Source organism: Sphingomonas rhamnosi (assembly GCF_036663615.1).
GTDB lineage: Bacteria > Pseudomonadota > Alphaproteobacteria > Sphingomonadales > Sphingomonadaceae > Sphingomonas.
The window spans coordinates 141307-167477 of record NZ_JAXOJJ010000001.1; the positions used below are offsets into that span (position 1 = coordinate 141307).

At 67.2% G+C, this 26171-nt stretch carries 21 protein-coding genes and 2 tRNA genes; 9 read left to right on the plus strand and 14 right to left on the minus strand.

Annotated elements, in window-relative coordinates; translation table 11 throughout:
* Positions 1 to 50: 50 nt before the first annotated feature.
* The 3 genes from gorA to U1701_RS00735 all read left to right on the plus strand — a co-directional run bounded on the left by gorA (position 51) and on the right by U1701_RS00735 (position 6263).
* A complete protein-coding gene (gene gorA / locus U1701_RS00725) occupies positions 51 to 1415 on the plus strand; it encodes a glutathione-disulfide reductase (RefSeq protein ID WP_332780621.1) in 1365 nt (454 codons plus the stop codon).
* A 358-nt stretch (positions 1416 to 1773) separates the two neighbouring features.
* Positions 1774 to 4785 carry a TonB-dependent receptor gene (locus U1701_RS00730; RefSeq protein ID WP_332780622.1) on the plus strand — a complete coding sequence of 1004 codons (3012 nt, stop codon included), beginning with the start codon at positions 1774 to 1776 and terminating at the stop codon, positions 4783 to 4785.
* A gap of 47 nt (positions 4786 to 4832) precedes the next feature.
* Positions 4833 to 6263 carry a glucoamylase family protein gene (locus U1701_RS00735; protein ID WP_332780623.1) on the plus strand — a complete coding sequence of 477 codons (1431 nt, stop codon included), beginning with the start codon at positions 4833 to 4835 and terminating at the stop codon, positions 6261 to 6263.
* 203 nt (positions 6264 to 6466) lie between these two features.
* On the opposite strand, the gene U1701_RS00740 is transcribed toward U1701_RS00735, so the two are convergent.
* The 8 genes from U1701_RS00740 to U1701_RS00775 all read right to left on the minus strand — a co-directional run bounded on the left by U1701_RS00740 (position 6467) and on the right by U1701_RS00775 (position 16243).
* Positions 6467 to 7804, minus strand: a complete 1338-nt coding sequence (locus U1701_RS00740; protein ID WP_332780624.1) for a dihydrolipoamide acetyltransferase family protein — start codon at positions 7802 to 7804, stop codon at positions 6467 to 6469.
* Positions 7804 to 8811, minus strand: coding sequence for an alpha-ketoacid dehydrogenase subunit beta (locus U1701_RS00745; RefSeq protein WP_332781415.1), 1008 nt, complete (start codon positions 8809 to 8811; stop codon positions 7804 to 7806). The genes U1701_RS00740 and U1701_RS00745 overlap by 1 nt, the downstream gene beginning before the upstream one ends.
* A gap of 181 nt (positions 8812 to 8992) precedes the next feature.
* Positions 8993 to 10279 (minus strand): 3-methyl-2-oxobutanoate dehydrogenase (2-methylpropanoyl-transferring) subunit alpha, encoded by a 1287-nt coding sequence (locus U1701_RS00750; protein ID WP_332780625.1) that lies wholly within the window; start codon positions 10277 to 10279, stop codon positions 8993 to 8995.
* Positions 10280 to 10392: 113 nt separating this feature from the next.
* A complete protein-coding gene (locus U1701_RS00755) occupies positions 10393 to 11394 on the minus strand; it encodes a fumarylacetoacetate hydrolase family protein (protein ID WP_332780626.1) in 1002 nt (333 codons plus the stop codon).
* Positions 11395 to 11445: 51 nt separating this feature from the next.
* Entirely contained in the window at positions 11446 to 12672 is a 1227-nt protein-coding gene (locus tag U1701_RS00760; protein WP_332780627.1) for an NAD(P)/FAD-dependent oxidoreductase, read from the minus strand.
* Between the two features lie 18 nt (positions 12673 to 12690).
* A tRNA-Leu gene (locus U1701_RS00765) sits at positions 12691 to 12775 on the minus strand.
* A 384-nt stretch (positions 12776 to 13159) separates the two neighbouring features.
* Complete coding sequence (gene typA, locus U1701_RS00770; RefSeq protein ID WP_332780628.1) at positions 13160 to 15004, minus strand: translational GTPase TypA; 1845 nt, start codon at positions 15002 to 15004, stop codon at positions 13160 to 13162.
* A gap of 225 nt (positions 15005 to 15229) precedes the next feature.
* Positions 15230 to 16243 carry a zinc-binding alcohol dehydrogenase family protein gene (locus tag U1701_RS00775; protein ID WP_332780629.1) on the minus strand — a complete coding sequence of 338 codons (1014 nt, stop codon included), beginning with the start codon at positions 16241 to 16243 and terminating at the stop codon, positions 15230 to 15232.
* 253 nt (positions 16244 to 16496) lie between these two features.
* Between U1701_RS00775 and U1701_RS00780 the strand changes: the two genes are divergently transcribed.
* Positions 16497 to 17705, plus strand: coding sequence for a toxic anion resistance protein (locus U1701_RS00780; RefSeq protein ID WP_332780630.1), 1209 nt, complete (start codon positions 16497 to 16499; stop codon positions 17703 to 17705).
* Positions 17706 to 17709: 4 nt separating this feature from the next.
* Positions 17710 to 18420, plus strand: coding sequence for a hypothetical protein (locus tag U1701_RS00785; protein ID WP_332780631.1), 711 nt, complete (start codon positions 17710 to 17712; stop codon positions 18418 to 18420).
* Between the two features lie 8 nt (positions 18421 to 18428).
* Here U1701_RS00785 and U1701_RS00790 read toward each other — a convergent pair whose 3' ends face one another.
* From U1701_RS00790 to ubiA, 5 genes are all read right to left on the minus strand, one after another.
* The gene (locus U1701_RS00790) at positions 18429 to 18623 is read right to left on the minus strand and encodes an NfeD family protein (RefSeq protein WP_332780632.1); all 195 of its coding nucleotides are present in this window, start codon (positions 18621 to 18623) and stop codon (positions 18429 to 18431) included.
* A 64-nt stretch (positions 18624 to 18687) separates the two neighbouring features.
* A complete protein-coding gene (locus U1701_RS00795; protein ID WP_332780633.1) occupies positions 18688 to 18984 on the minus strand; it encodes a putative quinol monooxygenase in 297 nt (98 codons plus the stop codon).
* An 18-nt stretch (positions 18985 to 19002) separates the two neighbouring features.
* Positions 19003 to 19794, minus strand: a complete 792-nt coding sequence (locus U1701_RS00800; RefSeq protein ID WP_332780634.1) for a 3'(2'),5'-bisphosphate nucleotidase CysQ — start codon at positions 19792 to 19794, stop codon at positions 19003 to 19005.
* Positions 19787 to 21133: a TldD/PmbA family protein gene (locus U1701_RS00805; protein WP_332780635.1), complete on the minus strand. Its 1347-nt coding sequence runs from the start codon at positions 21131 to 21133 to the stop codon at positions 19787 to 19789. The genes U1701_RS00800 and U1701_RS00805 overlap by 8 nt, the downstream gene beginning before the upstream one ends.
* A 15-nt stretch (positions 21134 to 21148) precedes the next feature.
* Entirely contained in the window at positions 21149 to 22057 is a 909-nt protein-coding gene (gene ubiA, locus U1701_RS00810; RefSeq protein WP_332780636.1) for a 4-hydroxybenzoate octaprenyltransferase, read from the minus strand.
* Positions 22058 to 22141: 84 nt separating this feature from the next.
* Here ubiA and U1701_RS00815 point away from each other — a divergent pair, with 84 nt between their 5' ends.
* The 3 genes from U1701_RS00815 to U1701_RS00825 all read left to right on the plus strand — a co-directional run bounded on the left by U1701_RS00815 (position 22142) and on the right by U1701_RS00825 (position 24617).
* Positions 22142 to 22300, plus strand: coding sequence for a hypothetical protein (locus tag U1701_RS00815; protein WP_332780637.1), 159 nt, complete (start codon positions 22142 to 22144; stop codon positions 22298 to 22300).
* Between the two features lie 138 nt (positions 22301 to 22438).
* Positions 22439 to 23182 (plus strand): 16S rRNA (uracil(1498)-N(3))-methyltransferase, encoded by a 744-nt coding sequence (locus U1701_RS00820; RefSeq protein ID WP_332780638.1) that lies wholly within the window; start codon positions 22439 to 22441, stop codon positions 23180 to 23182.
* Positions 23183 to 23249: 67 nt separating this feature from the next.
* Positions 23250 to 24617 (plus strand): glutamate--cysteine ligase, encoded by a 1368-nt coding sequence (locus U1701_RS00825; RefSeq protein WP_332780639.1) that lies wholly within the window; start codon positions 23250 to 23252, stop codon positions 24615 to 24617.
* Between the two features lie 97 nt (positions 24618 to 24714).
* Here the strand turns inward: U1701_RS00825 and U1701_RS00830 are convergent, their stop codons facing one another.
* Complete coding sequence (locus tag U1701_RS00830) at positions 24715 to 25992, minus strand: methyltransferase family protein (protein WP_332780640.1); 1278 nt, start codon at positions 25990 to 25992, stop codon at positions 24715 to 24717.
* 105 nt (positions 25993 to 26097) lie between these two features.
* Here U1701_RS00830 and U1701_RS00835 point away from each other — a divergent pair.
* Positions 26098 to 26171, plus strand: a tRNA-Gly gene (locus U1701_RS00835).

Here is a 26171-nt window from a genome sequence, read left to right on the forward strand (position 1 = left end):
TTGTTCCCGCCCGCCCCCTGCCCCAAGTGGCACCGCATACCGCACAAGGAATGCCCGTGACCGACGCCTCCCCTTACGACTACGACCTTTTCGTCATCGGCGCAGGCTCGGGCGGCACGCGCGCGTCGCGGGTCGCGGCGGCGCATGGCGCGCGAGTCGCGGTCGCCGAGGAATACCGCGTCGGCGGCACCTGCGTGATCCGCGGCTGCGTGCCGAAGAAGCTGCTGGTTTACGGCGCGCATTTCGCCGAGGATCTGAAGGACGCGAAGCGGTTCGGCTGGAACGTCCCCGACCAGCTCGACTTCAGCTGGCCGACGCTGCGCGACAACGTCATGGACGAGGTCGACCGGATCAACGGCGCCTATACCGGCACGCTCGAGAACAACGGTGTCGAGATCATCCTGTCGCGCGCCGTCGTCAGCGGGCCGAACGAGGTCACGCTGGCCGATGGCACCAAGAAGACCGCCGCGCGGATCCTGATCGCGGTCGGCGCACACCCGCTGGTGCCCGACGCGCCCGGCGTCGAGCACGGCATTACCTCGAATGAGGCGTTCCATCTGGCCGACGTGCCCAAGCGCATCCTGATCGCGGGCGGTGGCTATATCGCCAACGAATTCGCCGGCATCTTCCATCAGCTCGGCGCGCACGTCATCCTGATGAACCGCACCGACCAGATCCTGCGCGGCTATGACCGGCAAATCGTGGACCGGTTGCTGCAGATCTCGATCACCAAGGGCATCGAATTCCGCTTCAACGCCAATCTCGAGGGGATCGACAAGGGCGCGGACGGCTGCATCACGGTGCGGATGTCAGGCTATGACGATGCGGTGGTCGACTGCGTGATGTTCGCGACCGGGCGCGTGCCCAACACGCGCGGGCTCGGGCTGGAGAGCGCGGGCGTCGAACTCGACGCGCAGGGCGCGATCAAGGTCGATGCCGAGAACCGATCGACCTGCGACAGCATCTACGCGGTCGGCGACGTGACCAACCGCATCCAGCTGACCCCGATCGCGATCCGCGAAGGCCAGGCGTTCGCCGACACCTTCTATGGCAACAAGCCGACCACGGTCGATTACGACTGCGTGCCGAGCGCGGTGTTCAGCCATCCGCCGCTGGCCGGCGTCGGACTGACCGAGTCCGAGGCGCGTGAGAGACTGGGCTCGATCCGCGTGTATTCGTCCGACTTCCGGCCGATGAAGAACGTGCTAGCGGGGCGCAACGAGCGATCGCTGTACAAGATGGTGTGCGATGCCGAGACCGATCGCGTCGTCGGGCTGCACATGATCGGGCCGGACTGCGCCGAGATCCTGCAAGCCGCCGCGGTCGCGGTGAAGGCGGGCCTGACCAAGGCCGATTTCGACGCCACCGTTGCGTTGCATCCGAGCATGGCCGAAGAACTCGTCCTGCTGAAGTAAGCGGCCGACCTGCGCAGCGCCTGCTGCCCATTATGTCATGATAGCGCTAGCACTTATGCGGTGCTCGTATGCGCAAAACGTTACGCTCCGGCAACGGTTTGTGACGATTATGTCACGTTCATTATCGATCTAATCTACATCAGCTTTTCACTCTGTGAGTCCCACCGAATCGGGCGTAGGGCGCCGACAGAACCCGGGCGAAGGACGGCGCGGGGCTAGTCGGCACAGGCCGTGCAGGGAGCAGGATGAGGGCCATGGGTCCGCGACGATCGTCTCCGCATTTCTACGTTGGCTGCCTCGGCAGTTGGGACGACCGCACGCCCATCGCGCCTCACCGGTACACAGGGAACAGGACAATATGAAGACCATGACCGCGGCCGCGTTGCGCGCCGCTCTCGCGACGACGACCATCCTCGGCGCAAGCTTCGCATTGACCGCGCCCGCCGCGGCGCAGACCACCACCGCCTCGATCCGCGGCCAGGTGCGCGACGGCGCCGGTGCGCCGGTTGCCGGCGCAACCGTGGTTGCCGTCAACGGCGGCACCAACCAGACCTTCCGTGCGACATCGGGCGCGAATGGCGCCTATGTGCTGAGCGGTCTGCGTCCGGCCCCCTACACCGTCACGATCACCGGCCCGAACGGCGACGTGTTCAGCCGCTCGATCGTGATCGGCATCGCCCAGGCCGCCTCGCTCGACGCGACGCTGGCACCCGCCGCCGCTGCTGCGCCTGCCGGCACGACCCCCGACGCCAACGCGCCCGACGCTTCGGGCGGCGAAGCCGCGAGCGACGAGATCGTCGTCACCGGCGGTCGCCTGGTCGAGACGCGCACCAGCGAAGTCGCGACCAACGTCAGCCAGGAGCAGATCCGCACGCTGCCGCAGACCGACCGCAACTTCCTGTCGTTCGCAGCGCTTGCCCCCGGCGTGCGCTACAACGACAGCGAGACCGACAAGAGCTTCACCTCGGGCGCGTCGACCGCGAGCCAGGTCAACGTCTTCATCGACGGCGTCAGCCTGAAGAACAAGCTGAGCGAAGGCGGCGTCGCCGGCCAGCAGAACAGCCGCGGCAACCCGTTCGGCCAGCTCGCCGTGCAGGAATTCCGCGTGCTCACGCAGAACTACAAGGCCGAGTATGAGCAGGCCGGCGCCGCGGTGATCACCTCGATCACCAAGTCAGGCACCAACGACTTCCACGGCGAAGTGTTCGGCCAATATACCGACCGCAGCCTGACCAAGAAGAGCTTCCTCGACGAGCGCAACAACCGCACCAAGCCGGCGTTCGAGCGCAAGCAGTATGGCGTGTCGCTGGGCGGCCCGATCATCAAGGACAAATTGTTCTTCTTCGCCGCCTATGAAGGCAACGACCAGGATCGTGCGTTCAACGTCCAGAGCACCGGGTCCGCCACGCAGATCGCCGCGTTCGAAGCCGCATCGGGCCGCCGGATCAGCGAGTTCCAGGGCGCGTTCGTCAGCCCGTTCCGCGGCGATTTCTACTTCGGCAAGCTGACGCTGACGCCGACCGACAACCAGGTGATGGACCTGTCGTTCAGCCGCCGCGACGAGACCGACATCCAGGGCTTCGGCGACAACATCTCGTTCGAAAGCGCCGAGAACAAGAAGAACCGGGTCGACACCTATCTGTACAAGTGGACTTATACCGGCGACAATTTCATTAACGAATTCAACGCCAACTACCTCGACTACACGTTCAACCCGTCGTCGCTGAACCCCGATCTCGCGACCTTCGACTATGACGGCGTGGTCGTGTTCGGCGGCAAGGATTCGACCCGGCGCCAGCATCAGCAGAGCTACACGCTGCGCGACGATGTGACCTATACGGGCCTCGACAACCACGCGATCAAGGTCGGCGCGCGTGTCGAGATCACCGATATCGAGTTCAACAACCAGTCCTATATCCAGCCGCGCTACACCTTCCGCAACGATCCCAACAATCCGGTGGTATCCAGCCGCACCGATTTCAGCTTCCCCGCCGAGGCGCGCCTGGGCCTCGGCAGCGGCCGCATCCTGGCGTCGAACACGCAGGTCGGCCTGTACGCGCAGGACGACTGGGACGTGACCGAGCGGCTGCAGCTCAACGTCGGCGTGCGCTGGGATTACGAGACCAACGGCTTCAACAACGAATATCGTACGCCGGCGACGGCAGCCGCCGCGCTGCGCGCGCTGCCGACGACCGACTATTTCAACCCCGAAAACTACATCACCAACGGCAAGAACCGCTCGCCGTTCAAGGGTGCGATCGCGCCGCGCTTCGGCTTCTCGTGGGATATCAAGGACGACCAGTCGACCGTCATCTTCGGCGGCGTCGGGCGCTATTACGACCGCAACAATTTCAACAACACGGTCGACGAGCTGAGCCGCACGATCAACCCGATCGGCGTGTTCCGCTTCTCGCGCGACGGCCAGCCGCGCAACGGCCTGCCGACGACGGTGTTCAACCCGTCCTATCTGACGCGCGACGGGCTGCTCGCGCTGGTCGCCAGTTCGACCACCGAAGGCCTGCCCGAGCTGTTCGCGGTCAAGAACGACGCCCAGCCGCCGGTCAACGACCAGGCGAGCATCGGCGTCCGCCAGCGCGTTGGACCGTTCCGCGCCTCGCTGACCGGATCGTACCAGCGCGGCCGCCACGGCTACACCAACATTTTCGCGACGCGGCAAAACGGCGGAACGGGTGCATGCTGCAACACCGCCCCGGTCATCCCGTTCGGCTATTCGAACGTCATCGTCGGGTTCGACGGGCTCGACACGCGGTACAAGGCGCTCTTCGTCACGATCGACAAGGATTACACCAAGTCGAGCGGCTGGGGCCTCAACATTGCCTATACGCTGTCCAAGTCGGAGCAGAATGGCGGCGATCTGTTCAGCCTCGATGAGCTGACACCGGACGCGTACGGTTATCGTGCGACGCGCGGCGACGAGCGGCATCGCCTGGTCGTCTCGGGGATCCTCGATCTGCCGCTCGGCTTCCAGTTCTCGATGCTCAACACCTTCGGCAGCGGCACCGCCTATCAGGTCACCGACACCACGCTCGGCAGCGACCCGGGGCAGCGCAAGTTCACCGCGCGCTATCCCAGCAAGCGCTGCATCAAGGGCGTGTTCGCGTTCTGCGAAGTCAATCTGACGCTCGCCAACAAGCTGCGCATCTTCGGTCGCGACGATCAGCTCGAAGTCGCGGTCGACCTGCTCAACGCGTTCAACAACAAGAACTTCTCGGGCTTCGACGAAGGGTTCAACAACACCATCAACCCGGCCACCGGCGAAGTGACCGACCCGCTGACGAGCCCGCGGATCGGCAACAATTTGCTGACCCTGCCGCAGCGCCTGCAGTTCCGCGTCGGCTATCGCTTCTGATCTGAAAGGGAACGGGCACCCCTGTTGGGTGCCCGTTCGTTTGTACCATGCGTATCAACGACACCGATGCCCCAGGGCTCGACCGCCGCGCGTTCCTGGGCGCCGGCGCGCTGGGCCTGGGCGGTTGCGCCACGCTGCAGCGGCCGCTCGCCACTGCGGGCAAGACCGATCTGGTCGCCGACCTGCAGGAACGCACCTTCCGCTATTTCTGGGACACGACCGATCCCAAGACCGGGCTCGCGCCGGATCGCTGGCCGACCCCGTCGTTCGCGTCGATCGCTGCGGTCGGCTTCGCGCTGACCGCCTATCCGATCGGCGTCGTCCATGGCTGGATCACCCGCGAACAGGCGCGTGAGCGGACGCTTGTCACGCTCGAATTCTTCGCCGCCGCGCCGCAGGGCGACGCGCCGACCGGAACGAGCGGATACAAGGGCTTTTTCTACCACTTCCTCGGCACCACCAAGGGCCAACGCTTCGCGCGCTGCGAACTGTCGACGATCGACACCGCGCTGCTCCTGGGCGGCATACTGTTCGCGCAAGGGTGGTTCGATGGCGATCACCCCGACGAGCGCCGCATCCGCCAGCTCGCTGACCAGCTTTACCTTGCCGTGCAGTGGGACTGGATCACGCCGCGCGAGCCGTATCTGGCGATGGGTTGGCATCCCGAGAGCGGCTTCATCGCCAGCGACTGGAATATCTATAACGAGGGCCTGCTGCTCTATGTGCTGGCGCTCGGATCGCCGACGCATCCGATCCCGGCGGAGTACTGGGATAGGTGGACGCAGAATTTCGAAAAGGCGTGGAGCGGCGAAGGCAAGCTGGCGCATGCACATTTCCCACCGCTGTTCGGGCATCAGTTCAGCCATGTCTTTATCGATTTTCGCGGTATCCGCGATCGATTCATCGGATCGAAGGGCATCGACTATTTCGAGAACAGCATCCGCGCGACGCGGGCCCAGCGCGACTATGCGATCGCCAATTCGGGCAATTGGAAGGGCTATGACGCCGATGTCTGGGGGCTGACCGCGTGCGACGGGCCGGGCGACTTCACGCTCGACATCGCCGGGCGCAAGCGCGACTTCTACAGCTATTCGGCGCGCGGCCCCGGCGACCGCGACGACGGTACCATCGCGCCGGCCGCCGCCGCGAGCTCGATCGCGTTCACGCCCGACATCTGCATTCCCGCGATCGAGGCGATGCACCGGCGCTATGGCCCCGACATCTACGGCAAATACGGCTTTGTCGACGCGTTCAACCCGACCCTCACGGACGCGACCGTGCCGCTGAAACACGGCAAGATCGTGCCCGGCACGGGGTGGGTCGATATCGATTATCTCGGCATCGACCAGGGCTCGATCGTGGCGATGATCGAAAATCTGGGTTCAGGCCTGATCTGGAAGACCCTGCGCGGCAGCCAGCATATCCGCCGCGGGCTGGAGCGCGCGGGGTTTCGGGGCGGGTGGCTCGACCGGGGGTAGGTTCGCTGCACGGACGTCACCCCTGCACTTGCAACCGCACCCGCACGTCCATCCGTCACCCGCACGTCCATCCGTCACCCTTGCACCTACACCCTCACCTCCATCCGTCACCCTAGCGAAGGCTGGGGTGACGAATTGGGGAGTGGTTGGGTAACGGAGCGCGGGCGACGGGCGACGGGCGACGGAGCAACTAGGAGGTAGCGTCAGTCCGCGAACAACAGGACCGGCGTCTCCAGATACTTCTTGAGCCCCTGGACGAAGCTTGCCGCATCCCAGCCGTCGACGACACGGTGGTCGCATGAGATCGACAGGTTCATGAGTTTCGCGCGGACAATCTCGTCGCCCTTGAACACCGGCCGTTCGACGATCTTGTTCGGCCCGATGATCGCGACCTCCGGCCGGTTGATGACCGGCGTCGTCGCGATCCCGCCGAGCGGCCCGAGCGACGTGACGGTGATCGTGCCGCCGCCCATCTCGTTCGGCGCGAGTTTCCCCGCGCGCGCGGCCTCGGCGAGGCGCGTGATCTCGGTCGCGAGCTGCCAGACGTTGCGGTCCTGCGCGTCGCGGATCACCGGCACCGTCAGCCCGGCGTCGGTTTGTGCGGCCATGCCCATGTGGATCTGGCCGTGGCGGGTGACCACGCCGGCCTCGTCATCGTAGCGCGCGTTCATCATCGGGAAGTCGGGGATCGTCTTGCAGATCGCGACGATCATCAGCGGCAGCATCGTCAGCTTCGGGCGGCCGCCGCGGTTGGCGTTGAGGTCGGCGCGCATCGCCTCCAGCGCGGTGACGTCGATTTCGTCGACATAGGTGAAGTGCGGGATCGCGCGCTTCGACGCGGCCATGTTCTCGGCGATGCGGCGGCGCATGCCGATGACCTTGATCGGTTCGTCGGCGCGCGCGCGCGATGCGTGCGGGGCGTGATAGCCTTCGCCCGCGCCGTAGCGGAGATAGGCGTCGAGATCGCTGTGGCGCACGCGGTCGGCGTCGGTTTTGACGGACGCGAGGTCGATGCCGAGATCGCGCGCGCGGGCGCGGACTGCGGGGGATGCGAGGGCGTGGGTTTTGAGCACTTCTTCCCCCCTCCCGCTTGCGGGAGGGGACGGGGGTGGGCTCGCGCTTTCCACGGTGGCTCCCGCCGAGGCCGGGAGCCCACCCCCAGCCCCTCCCGCAAGCGGGAGGGGAGTTTCGGTCGCGACTTCCTCGACCCCCGGCTTCTCCGCCTCATACTGCTCCGCCGTCTCGACCTGTGCAGCCGTCAGCGGCGCGGCGACCACCTCCGCGTCGTCGGCCACCACGGCGTCCGTCTCGATCACCACCAGCGCAGCCCCGATCGACACCTGGTCGCCAACTTCGCCCGCGAGTTCGACGACCACGCCCGACACCGGCGACTCCATCTCGACGGTCGCCTTGTCGGTCATCATGTCGGCGAGGCCCTGGTCCTCCTCGACGCGGTCGCCGACCGCGACATGCCACGCGACGATCTCGGCCTCGGAGATGCCTTCGCCGATGTCCGGCAGCTTGAAGGTGAAGCGGGCCATTATGCGTCCTTCATGATTTTCTTGAGCGCCTCGCCGATGCGGACGGGGCCCGGGAAATACGCCCATTCGAGGCTGTGCGGATATGGCGTGTCGAACCCGGTCACGCGTTCGATCGGGGCTTCGAGATGGTAGAAGCAGCGTTCCTGCACCAAGGCCGAAAGCTCCGCGCCGAAGCCGCTGGTGCGCGTCGCTTCGTGGACGATCATGCAGCGCCCGGTCTTCTTCACCGACGCCTCGATCGTCTCGATGTCCAGCGGCACAAGCGTGCGCAGGTCGACGATCTCGGCGTCGATCCCGGCCTCGGCGATCACTGCGGTGCAGACATGGACCATCGTGCCGTAAGCGAGGATGGTCAGCGCCTGGCCTTCGCGGACGATCTTCGCCTTGCCGAGCTCGATCTTGTAATAGCCGGTCGGTACTTCGCCGGCGGGATGCTTCGACCAGTTCTGCGACGGGCGATCCCAATAGCCGTCGAACGGGCCGTTATAGATGCGCTTGGGTTCGAAGAAGAGCGTCGGGTCATTGTCCTCGATCGCGGCGATCAGCAAGCCCTTGGCGTCATAGGGTGTCGAGGGGATCACGGTCTTGATCCCCGACATGTGGGTGAACAGCCCCTCGGGCGACTGGCTGTGCGTCTGGCCGCCGAAGATGCCGCCGCCGAAGGGCGAGCGCACCGTGATCGGCGAGGTGAACTCGCCGGCCGAGCGATAGCGCAGGCGCGCGGCCTCCGACACCAGCTGGTCGAGCGCGGGGTAGATGTAGTCGGCGAACTGGATCTCGGGGACGGGACGCAGGCCGTACGCGCCCATGCCCACCGCGACGCCGATGATGCCGATCTCGCTGATCGGGGTGTCGAACACGCGGGTCTTGCCGTGTTTCGCCTGCAGGCCGGCAGTGGCGCGGAACACGCCGCCGAAATAGCCGACATCCTCCCCCATCACGATCACGTCGGGATCGCGCGTCATCATCACGTCCATGGCGGAGTTGATCGCCTGGATCATGTTCATGCGGATGGTGCCGCCATCGGACCCGTCGATGGGTTGTTCGATCGTATCGCTCACCAAAACCACTCCGTCATGCCGGACTTGTTCCGGCATCCATCGTTCCGCACACTCTCAGGCCGGTTGGTACGCCGCCCGATGGACCCCGGAACAAGTCCGGGGTGACGGACCTTTAAGGCCGCCCGCATCACTTCACGTCCCATGGCCGGCCGGACGCCGTCTCTTCCGCGATCATCTGCGCCTGCTGCTCGCGCAAATGCCAGGGCATCTCCTCGAACACGCCGTCGAACAGCGAATCCAGCGGCTGGAGCAGGCCGTGGCCGAGGATGCCGTTCTTCTCGGCTTCCTTCTGCGCGGCCTTGACCTGGTCGCCGACTTCCTTGTCCTGCGCGACGTGGCGCTCTTCGTCCCACTCGCCGATCGCGATCAGATGGCCCTTCAGCCGGACGATCGGATCGCCGAGCGGCCACGCGGTCGGTTCGCCCTCGCTGCGATACTGGCCGGGATCGTCCGAGGTCGAATGCCCCTCGGTGCGATAGGTGAAATGCTCGATCAGCGTCGGCCCCTGGTTGGTCCGCGCCCGCTCCGCCGCCCACTGCGTCGCCGCATAGACCGCCAGCGCGTCGTTGCCGTCGACCCGGAGCCCGGCGATCCCATACCCGATCGCACGCGCCGCAAACGTCGTCGACTCCGCGCCGGCGAACCCCGAAAAGCTCGAAATCGCCCACTGATTGTTGACGACGTTAAAGATGACCGGCGCCCGATACACGCTCGCGAAGGTGCAGGCGGAGTGGAAGTCGCCCTCGGCCGTCGACCCCTCGCCGCACCAAGTCGCGGCGATCCGCGTGTCGCCCTTGGCGGCGCTCGCCATCGCCCAGCCGACGGCCTGCGGATATTGCGTGGTGAGGTTGCCCGAGATCGAGAAGAAGCCGGCTTCTTTGACCGAATACATGATCGGCAGCTGCTTGCCCTGCAGGCGGTCGGCGCTGTTCGAATAGATCTGGTTCATCATGTCGACCAGCGACCAGTTCCGCGCGATCAGCAGCCCCTGCTGGCGGTAGGACGGGAAGCACATATCGTCATAATCGAGCGCATAGGCCGCCGAGACCGCGACCGCCTCTTCGCCCAGCGCCTTCATGTAGAAGCTCGTCTTGCCCTGACGCTGCGCGCGGAACATGCGCTCGTCGAACGCGCGGAGCAGGACCATGCTGCGCAGCATATTGCGCAACGTATCGGGCGAGAGCTTGGGATCCCAGGGACCGACCGCGTTGCCGTCGTCGTCCAATACGCGCACCAACGTGTACGCAAGCTCGTGGAAGCTGTCGGGCCTGGCGGCGGTATCGGGGCGGCGCGCCGAACCCGCGGGTGGCACGTCGACCGCGGCGAAATCGACCGCATCGCCAGGGCGAAACTTCGGTTCGGGGACGTGCAATGACAATGGCTGCAAATTGGCGCGCAGATGCTCGGTCGCCACTCGATTCTCCTAGATCCCCGCGCTTCTACGCGTGGGCAGCCTCTTCGTAGCTTTGTTATTAAATTACAAGCTTTGTGATCCGACGCTCCCCTCCCTGGAAGGGAGGGGAGAAGTCAGCCCACGACCTGCTCGATCGTGCCAAAGATCGGGCGGTGCTTGTCGTCCTCGGCCCAGATCTTCATTGTGTCGCCGGCCTTCAGGAACGGCGTGACCGGCTTGCCGCCCTCGATCGTCTCGATCGTGCGCAGTTCGGCGAGGCACGAATAGCCGACGCCGCCGGCGGCGATGGTCTTGCCGGGACCGCCATCGGCGCCGCGGTTCGACACCGTGCCCGAGCCGACGATCGTTCCCGCGCCGAGCGCGCGCGTCTTGGCCGCGTGCGCGACGAGCGTGCCGAAGTCGAACGTCATGTCCTCGCCCGCGTCGGCACGACCAAAGGGCGCTCCGTTGAGGTCGACCATCAGCTTGCGGTGCAGCTTGCCGTCCCGCCACCAGTCACCGAGCGCGTCGGGGGTGACGAAGACCGGGGAAAACGCGCTGGCCGGTTTCGACTGGAAGAAACCGAAGCCCTTGCCCAGTTCGCCGGGGATCAGGTTGCGTAGCGATACGTCGTTGGTGAGCCCGACGAGGCGGATCGCCGCCAGCGCCTGCTCGCGGGTCGCGCCGAGCGGGACGTCGCCGGTGACGACCACGACCTCTGCCTCCATGTCGCAGCCCCAGGCTTCGTCGGCGAGCGGGATGGGGTCGCGCGGGCCCAGGAACCCGTCCGATCCGCCCTGGTACATCAGCGGGTCGTGCCAGAAGCTGTCGGGCATTTCCGCGGCGCGCGCCTGCCGGACCAGCGCCACGTGGTTCACATAGGCCGAGCCGTCCGCCCACTGATAGGCGCGTGGCAGCGGCGAGGCGGCGGCATGCTCGTGGAAGCGACGCATCGGGATCATCTCATGCGCGAGATCGGTCGCGAGATTCTCGAGCGCGGGTGCGAGCGCGTCCCAATCGTCGAGCGCGGCCTGCAGCGTCGGCGCGATGTGTGCGGCGTCGGCACACCAGGCGAGATCGTTCGAGACGACGACGAGCGCGCCGTCGCGTCCGCTCTTGAGGCTGGCGAGTTTCATCAGAAATCCTCTCGTTGTTTGCGCCGTCCTAGCGGGGTCGACGGGGCAAAGCTACGCGAGCGTCTTGAGCGGGACGTCGACGTCGGTCAGCAGCGCCGGATCGACCACCGCGCCGCCCATCACCAGCGCGCGGCCCTGGACATAGTCGCGCGTGGCGTTGACGCAGTCGAGCGCGATCACGCGGCCCTCCTTCAGATACACGACGGAAAAGGCGCGCGTGTCCGGATCGCCGCGGACCACGGCGGAATCATGGCCGGTCGACAACCCGACGGTCTGAAGCTTCAGATCGTACTGGTGCGACCAGAACCACGGCACCGCGTCATAGGGTTCGGGGGCGCCGGTCAGCAGCTTGGCGACGGTGTTGGCCTGGTCGTTCGCGTTCTGCACCGATTCCAGCCGGATCGTCGCACCATTGGCGAAGCGGTTCGCGTGCGCGGCGCAGTCGCCGATCGCGTAGATGTCGGGCAGCGAGGCGCGGCACGCATCGTCGACGACGACTCCGTTGCCCCCCGCCGCACCCGCATCGAGCAACGGGGCCACCGCGGGTTCGATGCCGATGCCGACGATCACCATGTCGCAGGCGAGGATAGCGTCGTCCGCGAGGCGCACGCCGACAGCCGTACCGTCGCGCTCTTCGATGCAGAACACCGTCGCGCCGAGCCGGATGTCGACGCCCTGTGCGCGGTGTTCGGCTTCGAAGAAGCGCGACAGCGGCTCGCCGGCGACGCGGGCGAGGACGCGGTCCTGCGCCTCCAGGACCGTCACATGCTTGCCTAGCTTGGTAAGCACCGCGGCCGCCTCCAGCCCGATATAGCCGCCACCGATCACGACGACGCGCGTCACGGCAGGCAGTTCGGCGATCATCCGGTCGACATCGGCGCGGTTGCGGACCGAATGGACGCCGCGCGCGTCGTGGCCGGTGCAGGTCAGTCGCCGCGGCAATCCGCCGGTCGCCCAGATCAGCGCGCCGTAGCCGATCGCGGTACCGTCGCCGAGCGTCACGGTCTTCGCAGCTGGATCGACCGCGTCGACGCGGCGACCGAGCAGCAGCGCGACTTCGCGTTCCATCCAGAAGGTCGGCGGGCGGATCAGGATGCGGTCAAACGGCTTGTCGCCGGCCAAATAGTCCTTCGACAGCGGCGGGCGTTCATAGGGGGGATCGGGTTCGTCGCCGAGCAACGCGATGGTGCCGGTGAATTTGCGTTGCCGCAGCGCGATCGCGGCCTGCGCGCCGGCATGGCCCGCGCCGACGATCAGGACATCGTAGCTCTCGGTCATGCCGCTCCTGAAGCCAGATGGTGCGGGCGGTGGGAATCGAACCCACACTCCTCTCGGAACCGGATTTTGAGTCCGGCGCGTCTACCAATTCCACCACGCCCGCATGCGCCCCGCGGCACGATCGGCCGGAGTTCGCGGTCTATAAGAGAGGTTCGCGTGGAACTCCATAGGGGAGCGGGGGAGATTTTGTCCCGGGGCGCCCGTACGTTCTCCCCTCCCTGGAAGGGAGGGGTCGGGGGTGGGTCGGTTCGGGGCGGGCTCCACCTTTCCTCGCGCGCCGACCCACCCCCAGCTCCTCCCTTCCAGGGAGGGGAGCAGAGCGGCCGACGCCCGGATCGGGCTCGGATGACGCATGAAAAAGGGCCGGGAGTTTCCCCCCGACCCCCCATTCAGTCACCCAGCGCGCCGCGGCAAAGCCGCGTCGTCGGACCTCGCGTGAGCGAGGCCGGCCGAGCTCGTAAGCCTGGCCGGCTTCGCCGTGCCAGGCTTACGCGCTCTGCTTTGCCCGGCTCGCCCGCTTGCGCTCGTTGGCGTCGAGGTAACGCTTGCGCAAGCGGATCGACTTCGGCGTGACTTCGACCATCTCGTCGTCGTCGATGTACGCGATCGCCTGCTCCAGCGTCGCGCGCTTCGGCGGGGTCAGGCGGACCTGGTCGTCCTTGCCGCCGCTCGCGCGGAAGTTGGTCAGCGCCTTGGTCTTCATCGGGTTGACCTCGAGGTCGTCCGGCTTGGCGTTCTCGCCGACGATCATGCCCTCATAGAGCGCCTCGCCGTGGCCCACGAACAGGATGCCGCGCTCTTCAAGCGGACCCAGTGCGTAGTTGTTGGCTTCGCCCGACCCGTTCGAGATCAGCACGCCGTTCTTGCGGCCCTCGATGTTGCCCTTGTGGGGGCCGTACTTCTCGAACAGCCGGTTCATGATGCCGGTGCCGCGCGTGTCCGAAAGGAACTCGCCGTGATAGCCGATCATGCCGCGCGACGGCGCCGAGAAGGTGATGCGGGTCTTGCCGCCGGTCGACGGACGCATGTCGACGAGTTCGGCCTTACGGATGTTCATCTTCTCGACGACGGTGCCCGAATGCTCCTCGTCAACGTCGATGATGACGGTCTCGTACGGCTCGGTCTTCTTGCCGTCCTCGTCCTCGCCGAACAGCACGCGCGGACGCGAGATGCCGAGCTCGAAGCCTTCGCGGCGCATCGTCTCGATCAGCACGCCCAGCTGGAGCTCGCCGCGGCCGGCGACTTCGAAGCTGTCCTTATCGGCGGCCTCGGTCACCTTCACGGCGACGTTCGATTCGGCTTCACGGAACAGACGCTCGCGGATCATGCGCGACGTCACCTTGGTGCCCTCACGGCCCGCCATCGGCGAATCGTTCACGGCAAAACGCATCGACAGCGTGGGGGGATCGATCGGCTGCGCGTGCAGCGGCTCGGTCACCGTGATGTCGGCGATGGTGTCGGCCACCGTGGCGACCGAAAGCCCTGCGAGCGAGATGATGTCGCCGGCCTTGGCTTCGTCGACGGGGACGCGGTCGAGACCGCGGAACGACATGATCTTCGAGGCGCGACCGGTCTCGATGATCTTGCCGTCGTTATCGAGCGCGTGGATCGCCTGGTTGGTCTTCACGGTACCCGAATTGACGCGACCGGTGAGAACGCGGCCGAGGAACGGATCGCGGTCGAGCAAAGTGACGAGGAAGGTGAAGGGCACGCCGGCGACTTCCACGGCGGGCGGCGGGACATGCTTCACGATCGTCTCGAACATCGGGATCAGCGTGCCTTCGCGGCGATCCATGTCGGTCGAGGCGTAGCCGTTGCGGCCCGAGGCGTAGAGCACGGGGAAGTCGAGCTGGTCGTCGTTGGCGTCGAGCGACACGAACAGGTCAAACACTTCGTCGAGCACTTCCTGGATGCGCGCGTCGGTGCGGTCGACCTTGTTGACGACGACGATCGGCTTCAGGCCCAACGCCAGCGCCTTGCCGGTGACGAACTTGGTCTGCGGCATCGCGCCTTCCGACGAATCGACCAGCAGGACGACGCCGTCGACCATGCTGAGGATGCGCTCAACTTCGCCGCCGAAATCGGCGTGGCCGGGGGTGTCGACGATGTTGATGCGGATGCTCTCGGTCTCGCCCGGGGGAGTCCAGTCGACCGAAGTCGGCTTGGCGAGAATCGTGATCCCACGCTCCTTCTCGAGGTCGTTCGAGTCCATCGCGCGCTCTTCGATGCGCTGGTTGTCGCGGAAGGTGCCGGACTGGCGGAACAGCTGGTCGACCAGAGTAGTCTTGCCGTGATCGACGTGCGCGATGATCGCCACATTGCGGAGGCTCATGGGAATTCCTGAAGGTGCGTGGATATAGCTGGGCGGGCCCATAGCCGAATTGTTGCGCCGCGGGAAGATACCCCGGTGATCAGGCCAAGTGGCGTCTACATGAACCACTGCCGTCATCCTGACGAAAGTCAGGATCCAGGGTTACGCGCGGTGCGCTGCTTGGCTCTGGATCCTGACTTTCGTCAGGATGACGGAGGAAAGGGGGATGCCGGGGCGGGCGGCGCGTCAGCCGAAGCCTTCCAGCACGATCTTGCCCTTCGCCGTATGGCTCTCGATCCGGGCGTGCGCGCGGCGCAGGTTGGCGGCGTCGATCGTGCCGAAATTCTCACCCAGCGTGGTTTTCACGCGGCCCGCATCGACCAGCCGCGCGACGTCCCTCAGGATGATGCCCTGTTCGCCCATGTCGGCAGTCTCGAACACGGAGCGCGTGAACATCAGCTCCCAGTGGATCGACACCGATTTCTGCTTGAACGGCATGATGTCGAGCGAGGCGGGGTCGTCGATCAGCGCGAACCGGCCCTGCGGCGCGATGAGCTCGACGATCTCGGCGAGATGCGCGTCGGTATGCGTGGTCGAGAAGACGAACTCCGGCGCGCCGAGCCCGAGGGCGGCGACCTGCGCGGCGATCGGCTTGGCGTGGTCGATGACGTGATGCGCGCCGAGATCGCGGATCCAGTCGCGCGTCTCGTCGCGCGACGCGGTGGCGATCACGGTCAGGTCGGTCAGCGTGCGCGCCAACTGTACCGCGATCGATCCGACCCCGCCCGCGCCGCCGACGATCAGGATCGCGCGGGGGCCTCCTGGCACCGGCGTGTTGACGGACAGGCGGTCGAACAGCGCCTCCCATGCGGTGACCGCGGTCAGCGGCAGCGCCGCGGCTTCCGCCCAGTCGAGTGATGCGGGCTTGGCGCCGACGAGGCGTTCGTCGACCAGATGATATTCCGCGTTCGTGCCTGGCCGGTTGAGCGTACCGGCGTAATAGACCTCGTCGCCGACCGCGAAGCCGGTGACGTCGAGCCCGACCGCCTCGACCACGCCCGCCGCGTCCCAGCCCAGCACCTGCCAGGCGGGCGGATCGGCGCGGCGCAGGCGGATCTTCGCGTCGACCGGGTTCATCGCCACCGCCTTCACCGCGACGAGCAGGTCGCGACCGGTCGCCTCGGGCTTGGGCAGGTCGATGTCGACGAGCGACTTGGGATCGTCGATGGGGAGCGAATGGGTGTGGCCGATGGCGCGCATGGGGATCTCCTTGGCAGGCCAAGCTGTTGACGATGGTGGAGGGTTTCAACCCCGCACCACCCCGGCGGAGGCCGGGGCCCAATTGGGAAGGCCGATGTAACGAACCGCCGTCCTCCGTTACGACCGTCCCCCATTTGGGCCCCGGCCTTCGCCGGGGTGGTGGTTGCGAGCGAGCGCGGTGTGCTGCCTCCATATACCACTTGAACCCGCGGGCGCTTACCGCCACCATGGTAGCTCTGGACTGGAGACCGACATGGCGACGACCCCCGACACGCTGACGCCTGAAACGACGCTGGTGCTCACGCCCCCCGATCCCGTGCCCGCGGTGACGGCGGAGAAGGCTGCGGGTCTCGTTCCCGTCGAGTCCGGTGTGAAGTCGCAGCTCGACGCGCGCGTCGCGAGCTTCGTCACCGATCTGGTCGCGCAGGACGTCAACTCGCCCGAGTTCGGCAAGCGCGTCGACGCCATCACCGCGATGGGCGCCAAGGAAATCCGCGAGGCCGCCGGCCAGTCGAACCGCTTCCTCGACCGCCCGGTCAAGGCGATGGATCAGGAGACCGGGGTCGGCAAGGATCTGGCCGCGCTGCGCCGCGTCGTCGAGGATCTCGATCCCGGCAAGAAGGGCAATCTGACCGCGCCGCAGAAGCTGTTCGGGATCATTCCGTTCGGCAGCAAGATGCGCAATTATTTCGACGGCTATAAATCGTCGCAGACGCATATCGCGCAGATCCTGAAGAGCCTGTCGTCGGGCAAGGACGAGCTGCTGATGGACAATGCCGCGATCGATACCGAGCGCAGCAATTTGTGGGCGGCGATGGGTCGGCTGGAACAGATGATCCATCTGTCAAAGACGATGGACGCCAAGCTGGAAGATACCGCCAACGACCTCGACCACAGCGACCCGGCCAAGGCGAAGGCGATCCGCGAGACCGCGTTGTTCTACACCCGCCAGCGCACGCAGGACCTGCTGACGCAGATGGCGGTGACGGTGCAGGGCTATCTGGCGCTCGACCTGGTCAAGAAGAACAATGTCGAGCTGGTGAAGGGCGTCGATCGCGCGTCGACCACCACGGTGTCGGCGCTGCGCACCGCGGTGACGGTCGCGCAGGCGCTGACCAACCAGCGGCTGGTGCTCGAACAGATCACCGCGCTCAACACGACGACCGCGAACATCATCGATTCGACCGGCAAGCTGCTGAAGAGCCAGACCGCGACGATCCACGAACAGGCCGCCGCCTCGACGATCCCGCTCGAGACGCTGCAGCGCGCGTTCCAGAACATCTACGACACGATGGATGCGATCGACACGTTCAAGCTGAAGGCGCTCGACAGCATGAAGACCACGGTCGGCGCGCTGTCGAACGAGGTCGACAAGTCGCGCGGCTATATCGCGCGCGCCGAGGGCGCGACGCAGGGGTCGCTGAACGGCCCGGGACCCCAGTTCAAGCTGGAGTCGCTCTGATCCTATGAGCGAAGTCGACGACGCCATCGCCAGCGCGCGCAGTTCCTGGGCCCGGATCAGCGACGATCGTACCGCGCCGCGCGCGGACACCCGCGCCCGCCGGCGCACGACGCAGGCGATCGGCAAGCGGCTGACGCGGATCGCGGTGGCCGACGGCGCGATCCTGGTCGCGGCGGTGGCGATCGGCATGGTCATGCCGCTCGGCATCATGGGTGCGCTGCTGGTGATGGCACTGCTGATCGCGGCGACCGTGCTGTTCGCGATCTGGCCGACCGAGACCGCGCCGACCCCGGAACGCCTCGCCTCGGTCGATATCAAGGCGTTGCCCGCGCAGACCGAACGCTGGCTCGACGCGCAGCGCCCCGCTTTGCCAGCGCCCGCGGTGACTTTGGTCGACCGGATCGGGCTGCGGCTGGAGACGCTGTCGCCGCAGCTCGCGGCCGTCGATAACGACGGCGAGGCGGCGCAGGAGGTCCGCAAACTGATCGGCGAACAGCTGCCCGCCTTCGTCAAGGATTACGCGCGGGTGCCCGCCTCGCTGCGCAAGACCGATCGCAACGGCCGCTCTCCCGATGCGGAGCTCGTCGCCGGCCTGTCGCTGATCGAACAGGAGATCGCCGACATGACGACGCGGCTAGCGCAGGCCGACCTCGACACGCTGTCGACCCGCGGCCGGTTCCTGGAATTGAAGTACAAGGACGACGGCGCGAGCTAACCCGTTGGTTATTTGCGCGGCGAGTGATCCGGCGCGGGGCGGCCGGCGTCGAGGTCGCGGGCGACGTTGCGTTCTTCGCGGCCTTCCAGCGGGCGGCGGTTGGATCGGCGGCGCAGGAAGAAGATGAAGCCGATCGCGACGATCACGAAGACGCCGATCAGCGTCATGAGGTTCAGCGAGGACAGTAAGCCGGTGCGGGACATGATAAACCTTTCATCGCCCGCCCGATTGGTGAACCGTCGCTACCCGTGATGGTTCCGCTAGCGGCTAGCCGATGTCGACCGCTTCGCAGGTGATGATGACCGGCGGGGCGGCGGCGAAGCCGGCTGCGGCGCGACCGAACGCCTTGAAATGGTCGGAAGCCATGTGCGCGGCGACTGCCGCGTCGTCGACATAGAGTTCGTTGAACACGAACCGCCGCTCGCCGCCGGATTCGCGCCAGAGCTGGTAATAGAGCACGCCGCGTTCGGCGCGCGACGCGGCCGCACAGGTCTGCGCCGCGGCGGCGAAGGCGTCCTCCTGCCCCGGCTTGGTCGATACGAACGCGATGACTTTGACGGCCATGATGGTCTCCTGATCGAATTAGGCGGTCGCGGCGGCGGCGCGGGATGCGAGCCGGTCGACCGCGGCGGCGTGGATGCCGGGCGCGCTGGTGAGGACGCCGAACGCCTCGGGGCGCGGCTTGTTGAACGCGAGTGCGGCGCCGAACGCATCGCTGACCGCGGCGCCGGCTTCGCTGGCGATCAGCACCGCGGCGGCGATGTCCCATTCGTTGCCCCAGCGCAGAGTCGCGACCAGATCGGCCTCGTCGGCGGCGACCATCGCGATGCGCAGCGCGATCGAATTGGGCTTGCCGATCGCGGTGAGATCGCGGTCGGCCTTGGGTAGCGCATCGGTGGGCACGCGCGCACCCGCAAACACCGTCCGGTCACCGGCGCGCAACGCCCGATCGTTGCGCGTCGCACCCTGCCCCAGTGCGGCGCGCCAATGCTCGCCGCGCGAGGGGGCGTCGAGCACGCCGATGACAGCCTGGCCGCGATCGACCAGCGCGACCGACACGCACCAGCCCGGCCGCGCTCGGATATAGTCGCGGGTGCCGTCGATCGGATCGACCACCCAGACGCGGTCGCAGGCAAGCCGGTCGGGATTGTCGGCGGTCTCTTCGGACAGCCAGCCGGCGTCGGGCAACAGCGCCGACAGCCGCGCCTTGAGCATCGCATCGACCGCGAGGTCGACTTCGCAAACGGGGCTGCCCGGCGTCTTTTCCCAGCGGTGGAAATCGGTGCCGAACCGCGCCTGGGCCATCCGCCCGGCCTCGGCGACGATCTGCGAGACCGCGTTCAGCAGGGCGGGTTCGACGCGGGTGTCAGCCACTGGCCACCGTCATCCCCTCGACCCGCAGCGTCGGGACGTTGACGCCGTAGCGGAATTCGAGGTCGTTGGCGGGGGTGAGCGCCAGGAACATATCCTTGACGTTGCCCGCGATCGTGAACTCGGCGACCGGGCCGGTGATCACGCCATTCTCGATCCGGAAGCCCGCGGCGCCGCGGCTATAGTCGCCGGTGACTCCGTTCGCGCCGCCGCCCATCAGTTCGGTGACGTAGACGCCCGAGACGATGTCCTCGACCAGACCCGCCGGCGTGACATGCCCCGGCTCCATGAAGACGTTACTGGTCGACACGCCCGGATTGCCGCCGACGCCGCGCGCGGCATGGCCGGTCGGCGAGAGCCCGAGCTGGCGCGCGGAGGCGGAATCGAGCAGCCAGCTTTCGAGCATGCCCGCCTCGATGATCGCGCTCGGCGAGACCGGCAGTCCCTCGCCGTCGAACGGGCGTGAACGCAGCCCGTGCGGGCGGTGCGGATCGTCGCGGATCGTGACGCCGGGCGCGAACACCTGCGTGCCGAGCGAGTCGAGCAGGAAACTGGTCTTGCGCGCGATCGACGAACCCGAGATCGCGCCGATCAGGTGGCTGATCAGCGAGCCGCCGACGCGGCGGTCATAGACCACGGTCATCGGGCCGCTCGCGAGCCGGCCGGGGTTGAGCCGCGCGACCGCCTGTTCGCCGGCGCGCTGGCCGATCGCCTCGGGCGATTCGAGATGCTGGCGGCGGCGCGCGCTGCTGTACGCATAGTCGCGCTGCATGCCGCCGCCCTCCCCGGCGACCACGCTGGCGGAAATGCCGTGGCCGGTCGCGGCATAGGCGCCGGCAAAGCCGTGGCTGGTGGCGAGCGCCCAGACGCTGCGCGAGGCGCTGGCACCGCCGCCTTCGCTGTTGGTGACGCCGGGGACGGCGCGCGCGGCATCCTCGGCGGCGCGCGCGGCGTCGCGGAGCTGTTCGGGGCTGACCTCGGCGCCGTCGTCGAGATCGAGGTGCGGCGGGGCGCCGTGCAACAGCCGCTCCTGCGGGGCGAGACCGGCCCAGGCATCCTCGGGCGCCTCGCGCGCCATCGCCACCGCGCGCTCGACGAGCGTCCTCATCGCGTCCTCGGACAGATCGGAGGTCGAGACACTCGCCGTCCGCTTTCCGACGAACACGCGCAGGCCAAGCTCCTCGCTTTCGGACCGACCGACATCCTCGAGCTTGCCGAGGCGGATCGAGACGTCGAGCGCGGCATCGGCGGCGAAGACGGCGTCCGCGGCATCGGCGCCCGCGGCGGTGGCGCGCGCCACGATATCGGTGGCGCGGTCGCGGGCTTGGTCAGGGGTCAGCATCCCGCCGACTTAGGGTCAGAGGCTCGTGCCGACAACCACACAGGCGAGGAACACGAGGAAGCCGGCGAACCGATTGCTGCGGAACCGGGCTAGCGCGCCGCTGCCGTCGGCGGGCTTGAGCGTCGCGACCTGCCAGCCGAAGTGCAGCGCGACCGGCAAGAGTGTGGCGATCGCGAGCGGATCGGGCCGGACCTGCCAGAGCGCCAGCGCCCATAGCAGCAGCGCGGCGGCGTAGAAGGCCGCGACCCCGGCCTTTACATGCGCGCCCATCCGCAGCGCCGACGAGCGCACGCCGATCATCGCATCGTCCTCGCGGTCCTGCAGCGCGTAAATCGTGTCATAGCCGATCACCCAGGCGATCGAGCCGGCGTAGAGCAGCCACATCGGCAGCGACAGCGCGCCGGCGACGTCGCTCCACCCGACCAGCAGCGCCCAGGAAAAGACCAGGCCCAGCCACGCCTGCGGCCACCAGGTGATCCGCTTCATGAAGGGGTAGGCCGCGACGGGTGCGAGGCTGGCGAGCGCGACGACCGCGGCGAACGGGGTGAGTTGCAGGAGGACGACCAGCCCGATCAGGCACAAGGCGACGAGCCATACCCAGGCGAGCCGGATCGACACCAGCCCGCTCGGGATCGGCCGCGCGCGGGTCCGTGCGACCTGCGCGTCGAGATCGCGGTCGACGATGTCGTTGAACACGCAGCCCGCGCCGCGCATCGCGATGCTGCCGAGCAGGAACCAGAGCAGCAAGTCCCAGCGCGCGACCGCGCCGCCGGCGAGCGCGATTCCCCAGGCGCCGGGCCAGAACAGCAGCCACCAGCCGATCGGCCGGTCGAAGCGGGCGAGCAAGGCTAGCCCGCGCAGCGTCGCGGGCAATCGGCCGACCAGGCCCTTATGCTCGCTGTCGGGGACGATCTCTGCCTGCATGGGGTTGGGGGTTAGGAACAGCAGGTTTGGCGCGCAAGCCCGGACGGGCTAGTGCGCAGGGGTGTCGCGTTCGGAACCCCTGTCATGATCGGCCTGTCGGTCGCGGTCGGCCGCTTCGTCGAGGCGCTGTTCTGGGGGATTTTCCGTGTTGCGGGCGCGGTGGCGGGGGCGCTGCTGTGCGCGGTGGTGGCGCTGACGATCGTGGTCGTGGTGGTGCGGAAGGTTTGGAAACGGCGGCGGTAAATCCCCCCCGCACGGATAGGGGGACCGCCGCGACGCGGTGGTGGAGGGGGGTTGCCACGCACGCACCGTCTGCGGCACGCCCCCTCCACCAGCTGCGCTGGTCCCCCTCCCCGTGCCGGGGAGGATTGAAGGAAGCTGATGCCCGCCACCCCAGCCTGGCCGCCGCAATCCACGCCGCGGTTGTTCGTCGACACCCCCCTCGCCCCCGGTGCCCGCTCGATCGACGGGCCCGCCGCGCATTATCTCGTCGGCGTGATGCGGATGAAGGTCGGTGATCCGGTCAAGCTGTTCGACGATGTTAGCGGCGAATGGCTCGGTGTCGCGACCAGCGTTGGGCGCCGCGACCTGGTGCTCGATGTCACCGAATGCCTGCGTCCGCGCGAGGACGTGCCCGATCTGTGGCTGTGCGCCGCGCCGCTCAAGAAGGGCCGCGTCGACTGGATGGCCGAGAAGGCGTGCGAACTGGGCGTCGCGCGGCTGGTGCCGGTCGTCACGCGGCGGACGGTGGTCGACAAGCCCAATACCGAGCGGCTGCGCGCGCACATGATCGAGGCGGCCGAGCAATGCGGGCGCACCGCGCTGCCCGAGGTCACCGAGCCGGTGAAGCTGACCGCGCTGCTGCGCGACTGGCCCGCGGAGCGCGCGCTGTTCTTTGCCGACGAGACCGGAGGCGTGTCGGCGCTCGACGCCATGCGAGCGCGTCCGGGTCCGGCTGCGGTGCTGATCGGCCCCGAAGGCGGGTTCGACGCCGACGAACGCGACGCGATCCGCAGTCATCCCCAGGCGGTCGGGATCGGGCTGGGACCCCGGATCCTGCGTGCGGATACCGCGGCGGCGGCGGCGGTGGCGCTGTGGATGGCGGCGGCGGGCGACTGGCGCTAGTCCAATCGGTACCGATCGGTCCAGATCCCCCCTAGCTCCCCCGTTCATCGACGCGTAAGGCGCGATCATGACGACCGAGACCCCGCCGCCGAGCCCGATCATCGAATCGCGCGACCAGCTGATCCAGAGCTTCGCGCGGGGCGAGAAGCCCAAGGACGCGTGGCGGATCGGCACCGAGCACGAGAAGTTCGTCTATGCGAACGGCGACCACCACGCGCCGTCGTATGACGAGCCGTCGGGGATCCGCGCGCTGCTCGGCGAGCTCGAACAATATGGCTGGAAGCCGGTGCTCGAGAACGGCAAGCCGATCGCGATGGCGGGCGCGGATGGCAGCATCAGCCTGGAACCCGCGGGCCAGTTCGAGCTGTCGGGCGCGCCGCTCGAGAGCCTGCACCAGACCTGCGCGGAAACCGGACGGCATCTGGAGCAGGTGAAGGCCGCTGGCGAGAAGCTCGGGATCGGCTTTCTGGGCCTCGGCATGTGGCCCGACAAGACCCGCGCCGAACTGCCGACGATGCCCAAGGGGCGCTATGCGATCATGCTGCGGCACATGCCGCGGGTGGGCTCGATGGGCCTCGACATGATGCTGCGCACCTGCACGATCCAGGTGAACCTCGACTATGCGTCGGAAGCCGACATGGCGAAGAAGTTTCGGGTGGGCTTGGCGCTGCAGCCGCTCGCGACCGCGCTGTTCGCGAACTCGCCGTTCACCGAAGGCAAGCCCAACGGCATGCTGTCGTATCGCAGCCATATCTGGTCCGACACCGACCCCCACCGCACCGGCATGCTGCCCTTCGTGTTCGAGGATGGCTTCGGCTATGAGCGCTACGCCGACTATGCGCTCGATGTGCCGATGTACTTCGTCTACCGCGACGGCACCTACATCGACGCCGCCGGGCTGAGCTTCCGCGACTTCCTGAAGGGCGAGCTGTCGATCCTGCCGGGCGAGAAGCCGACGCTGGCCGACTGGACCGACCATCTGTCGACCGCGTTCCCCGAGGTGCGGCTGAAGACCTTCCTCGAGATGCGCGGCGCCGATGGCGGGCCGTGGAACCGGATCTGCGCGCTGCCGGCGTTGTGGGTCGGGCTGCTCTACGATCAGGGTGCGCTCGATGCGGCGTGGGATCTGGTCAAGGACTGGACGCTCGACGAGCGCCAGGCGTTGCGTGATGCGGTGCCGAAGCTGGGACTCGACGCGCCGATCGCGGGTGGGCGGACGTTGCGCGATATCGCCGGGCCGGCGCTCGATATTGCGGGCGCGGGGCTGTCGGCGCGCGCGCGGCTGAACCGGGCGGGCGACAACGAGACCGGGTTCCTCGATCCGCTGCGTGAGATCGTGCGGAGCGGCAAGGTGCCGGCACAGATGCTGCTCGACCGCTATCACGGGGTCTGGGGTGGCGATGTGTCGAAGGTGTACGACGAAGCGAGCTTCTGAGCTCCCCGTCATGCTGAACTCGTTTCAGCATCCACCGCGCCACGGGCGATACCGCTTGCGGTTCGGTGGACCCTGAAACGAGTTCAGGGTGACGGAACTATCGGCCCGTCAGCTTCGCGAACAGCCGCGACACCAGACCGTGGCGCGCCATCCACTCGCTATAGTCGCGGTAGGCCGGATCGAGCCCGAGATGCCGCTCCTCGGTCTTCGCGCGCCAGTAATAGACGCCGCTGACCGCCATCATCAGCAAGGTCGCGCGTACCGCGTCGGTCGCGGTGCCCATCGTCAGCACGGGAATCGTCGACAGCCACCAGAACAGGTTCTTCGACAGATAGGCCGGGTGCCGCGAGAACGCGTACGGTCCATGTGTCAGGATGCCGCGATGCGTGAGGTTCGAAAAGCGCATCCCGAACGCCATCGTCGCCCAAGCGTAGATTCCGGTGAGGCCGACCAGCACCGACCCCAGCAGCGCCAGCACCACCGGATGATATTGGAACCAGAAATCCCAATAGCGCGTGCCCTCATGGTAATCGAGCGGCCCGCCGGTGCTCATCAGGATGAACGGCGGATAGCACATCAGCGCCGCTAGCCAGGCGACCGCGAACGGATTGGCGCTGCGGATGTGCGAGTCGAGCGGGCGAAAGGTCAGGAGATAGCCCACGGTCGCGAACGCCACGTCGATCGTGAACATGAAGGTGATCAGCCAGTTCGCCAGCGCGGCGGGATCGCGCAGGATCGTGCTGGTATCGCCGCGGATGAAGTCGCCGAAGCCCGGCGGGACGATCGCCAGCATGAAGGCGAGGAAGAAGGTCTTCACCCCCCAGGCGCGCAAGTGGCCGTAGATCGCCTCGCGCTCGACGCCTCCCTGCCCCGTCAGCCAGGCGCCGAGATGCCAGGCGCCGTCGCGCGGCTCGACCAGATAGCGGTCGAGCCACAGCACATAGGGAATCGAGGCGCCGAACAGGATCGGCGCGGCGTTGGTGAAGCACCACATCGCGAACGCGAAATTGCCCGTCCAGTAGAAGCGACCCATGAAATAGATCGTCGCGATACCGAGCCAGGTGACCCAGAATGCGGCGAGCTTGGTCAGGCTGATCTCGCGCGTGTCGCGCCAGGGCCGCGGCGCCGCCCAGTCGATCCCGGTGCTGGGGTTGCGGTGGACCTTGTCGACGAACACCGACCAGACGACCATCGGCACCGCGCAGGCGAGCAGGTTGACCAGCGCAGAATAGGGCCCGTCCATGCCGTACATGCGGGCGATCCCGACCCAGGCCAGCACGCCGGCCAGCCCGGCGAGCCCAGCGCCGTGGCTGACGGCGGATTTGGGGCGGGGATCGGCCGGCGTCCGGGCCGCGAGCGCGGGGTCGTGGTACATGCCAGAGCCCCTAGCCGATATTGGTAAGCAAGCCGTGAAGCATTCCGCGGCTTGCGCACGCGGTGGCGCGACGCTAACCCGCGCTTACCGATGCTCGGACGCCGGGCGGGTATAGTACAATGGTAGTACAGCAGCCTTCCAAGCTGAATACACGGGTTCGATTCCCGTTACCCGCTCCA

Bases quoted from the DNA above. Each gene is read 5' to 3' on its own strand.
- gorA (WP_332780621.1), top strand. From the start codon at position 51: ATGCCCGTGACCGACGCCTCCCCTTACGACTACGACCTTTTCGTCATC.
- U1701_RS00730 (WP_332780622.1), top strand. From the start codon at position 1,774: ATGAAGACCATGACCGCGGCCGCGTTGCGCGCCGCTCTCGCGACGACG.
- U1701_RS00735 (WP_332780623.1), top strand. From the start codon at position 4,833: ATGCGTATCAACGACACCGATGCCCCAGGGCTCGACCGCCGCGCGTTC.
- U1701_RS00740 (WP_332780624.1), bottom strand. From the start codon at position 7,804: ATGGCCCGCTTCACCTTCAAGCTGCCGGACATCGGCGAAGGCATCTCC.
- U1701_RS00745 (WP_332781415.1), bottom strand. From the start codon at position 8,811: ATGAACATGATCCAGGCGATCAACTCCGCCATGGACGTGATGATGACG.
- U1701_RS00755 (WP_332780626.1), bottom strand. From the start codon at position 11,394: ATGAAACTCGCCAGCCTCAAGAGCGGACGCGACGGCGCGCTCGTCGTC.
- U1701_RS00760 (WP_332780627.1), bottom strand. From the start codon at position 12,672: ATGACCGAGAGCTACGATGTCCTGATCGTCGGCGCGGGCCATGCCGGC.
- typA (WP_332780628.1), bottom strand. From the start codon at position 15,004: ATGAGCCTCCGCAATGTGGCGATCATCGCGCACGTCGATCACGGCAAG.
- U1701_RS00775 (WP_332780629.1), bottom strand. From the start codon at position 16,243: ATGCGCGCCATCGGCCACACCCATTCGCTCCCCATCGACGATCCCAAG.
- U1701_RS00780 (WP_332780630.1), top strand. From the start codon at position 16,497: ATGGCGACGACCCCCGACACGCTGACGCCTGAAACGACGCTGGTGCTC.
- U1701_RS00785 (WP_332780631.1), top strand. From the start codon at position 17,710: ATGAGCGAAGTCGACGACGCCATCGCCAGCGCGCGCAGTTCCTGGGCC.
- U1701_RS00790 (WP_332780632.1), bottom strand. From the start codon at position 18,623: ATGTCCCGCACCGGCTTACTGTCCTCGCTGAACCTCATGACGCTGATC.
- U1701_RS00795 (WP_332780633.1), bottom strand. From the start codon at position 18,984: ATGGCCGTCAAAGTCATCGCGTTCGTATCGACCAAGCCGGGGCAGGAG.
- U1701_RS00805 (WP_332780635.1), bottom strand. From the start codon at position 21,133: ATGCTGACCCCTGACCAAGCCCGCGACCGCGCCACCGATATCGTGGCG.
- ubiA (WP_332780636.1), bottom strand. From the start codon at position 22,057: ATGCAGGCAGAGATCGTCCCCGACAGCGAGCATAAGGGCCTGGTCGGC.
- U1701_RS00815 (WP_332780637.1), top strand. From the start codon at position 22,142: ATGATCGGCCTGTCGGTCGCGGTCGGCCGCTTCGTCGAGGCGCTGTTC.
- U1701_RS00820 (WP_332780638.1), top strand. From the start codon at position 22,439: ATGCCCGCCACCCCAGCCTGGCCGCCGCAATCCACGCCGCGGTTGTTC.
- U1701_RS00825 (WP_332780639.1), top strand. From the start codon at position 23,250: ATGACGACCGAGACCCCGCCGCCGAGCCCGATCATCGAATCGCGCGAC.
- U1701_RS00830 (WP_332780640.1), bottom strand. From the start codon at position 25,992: ATGTACCACGACCCCGCGCTCGCGGCCCGGACGCCGGCCGATCCCCGC.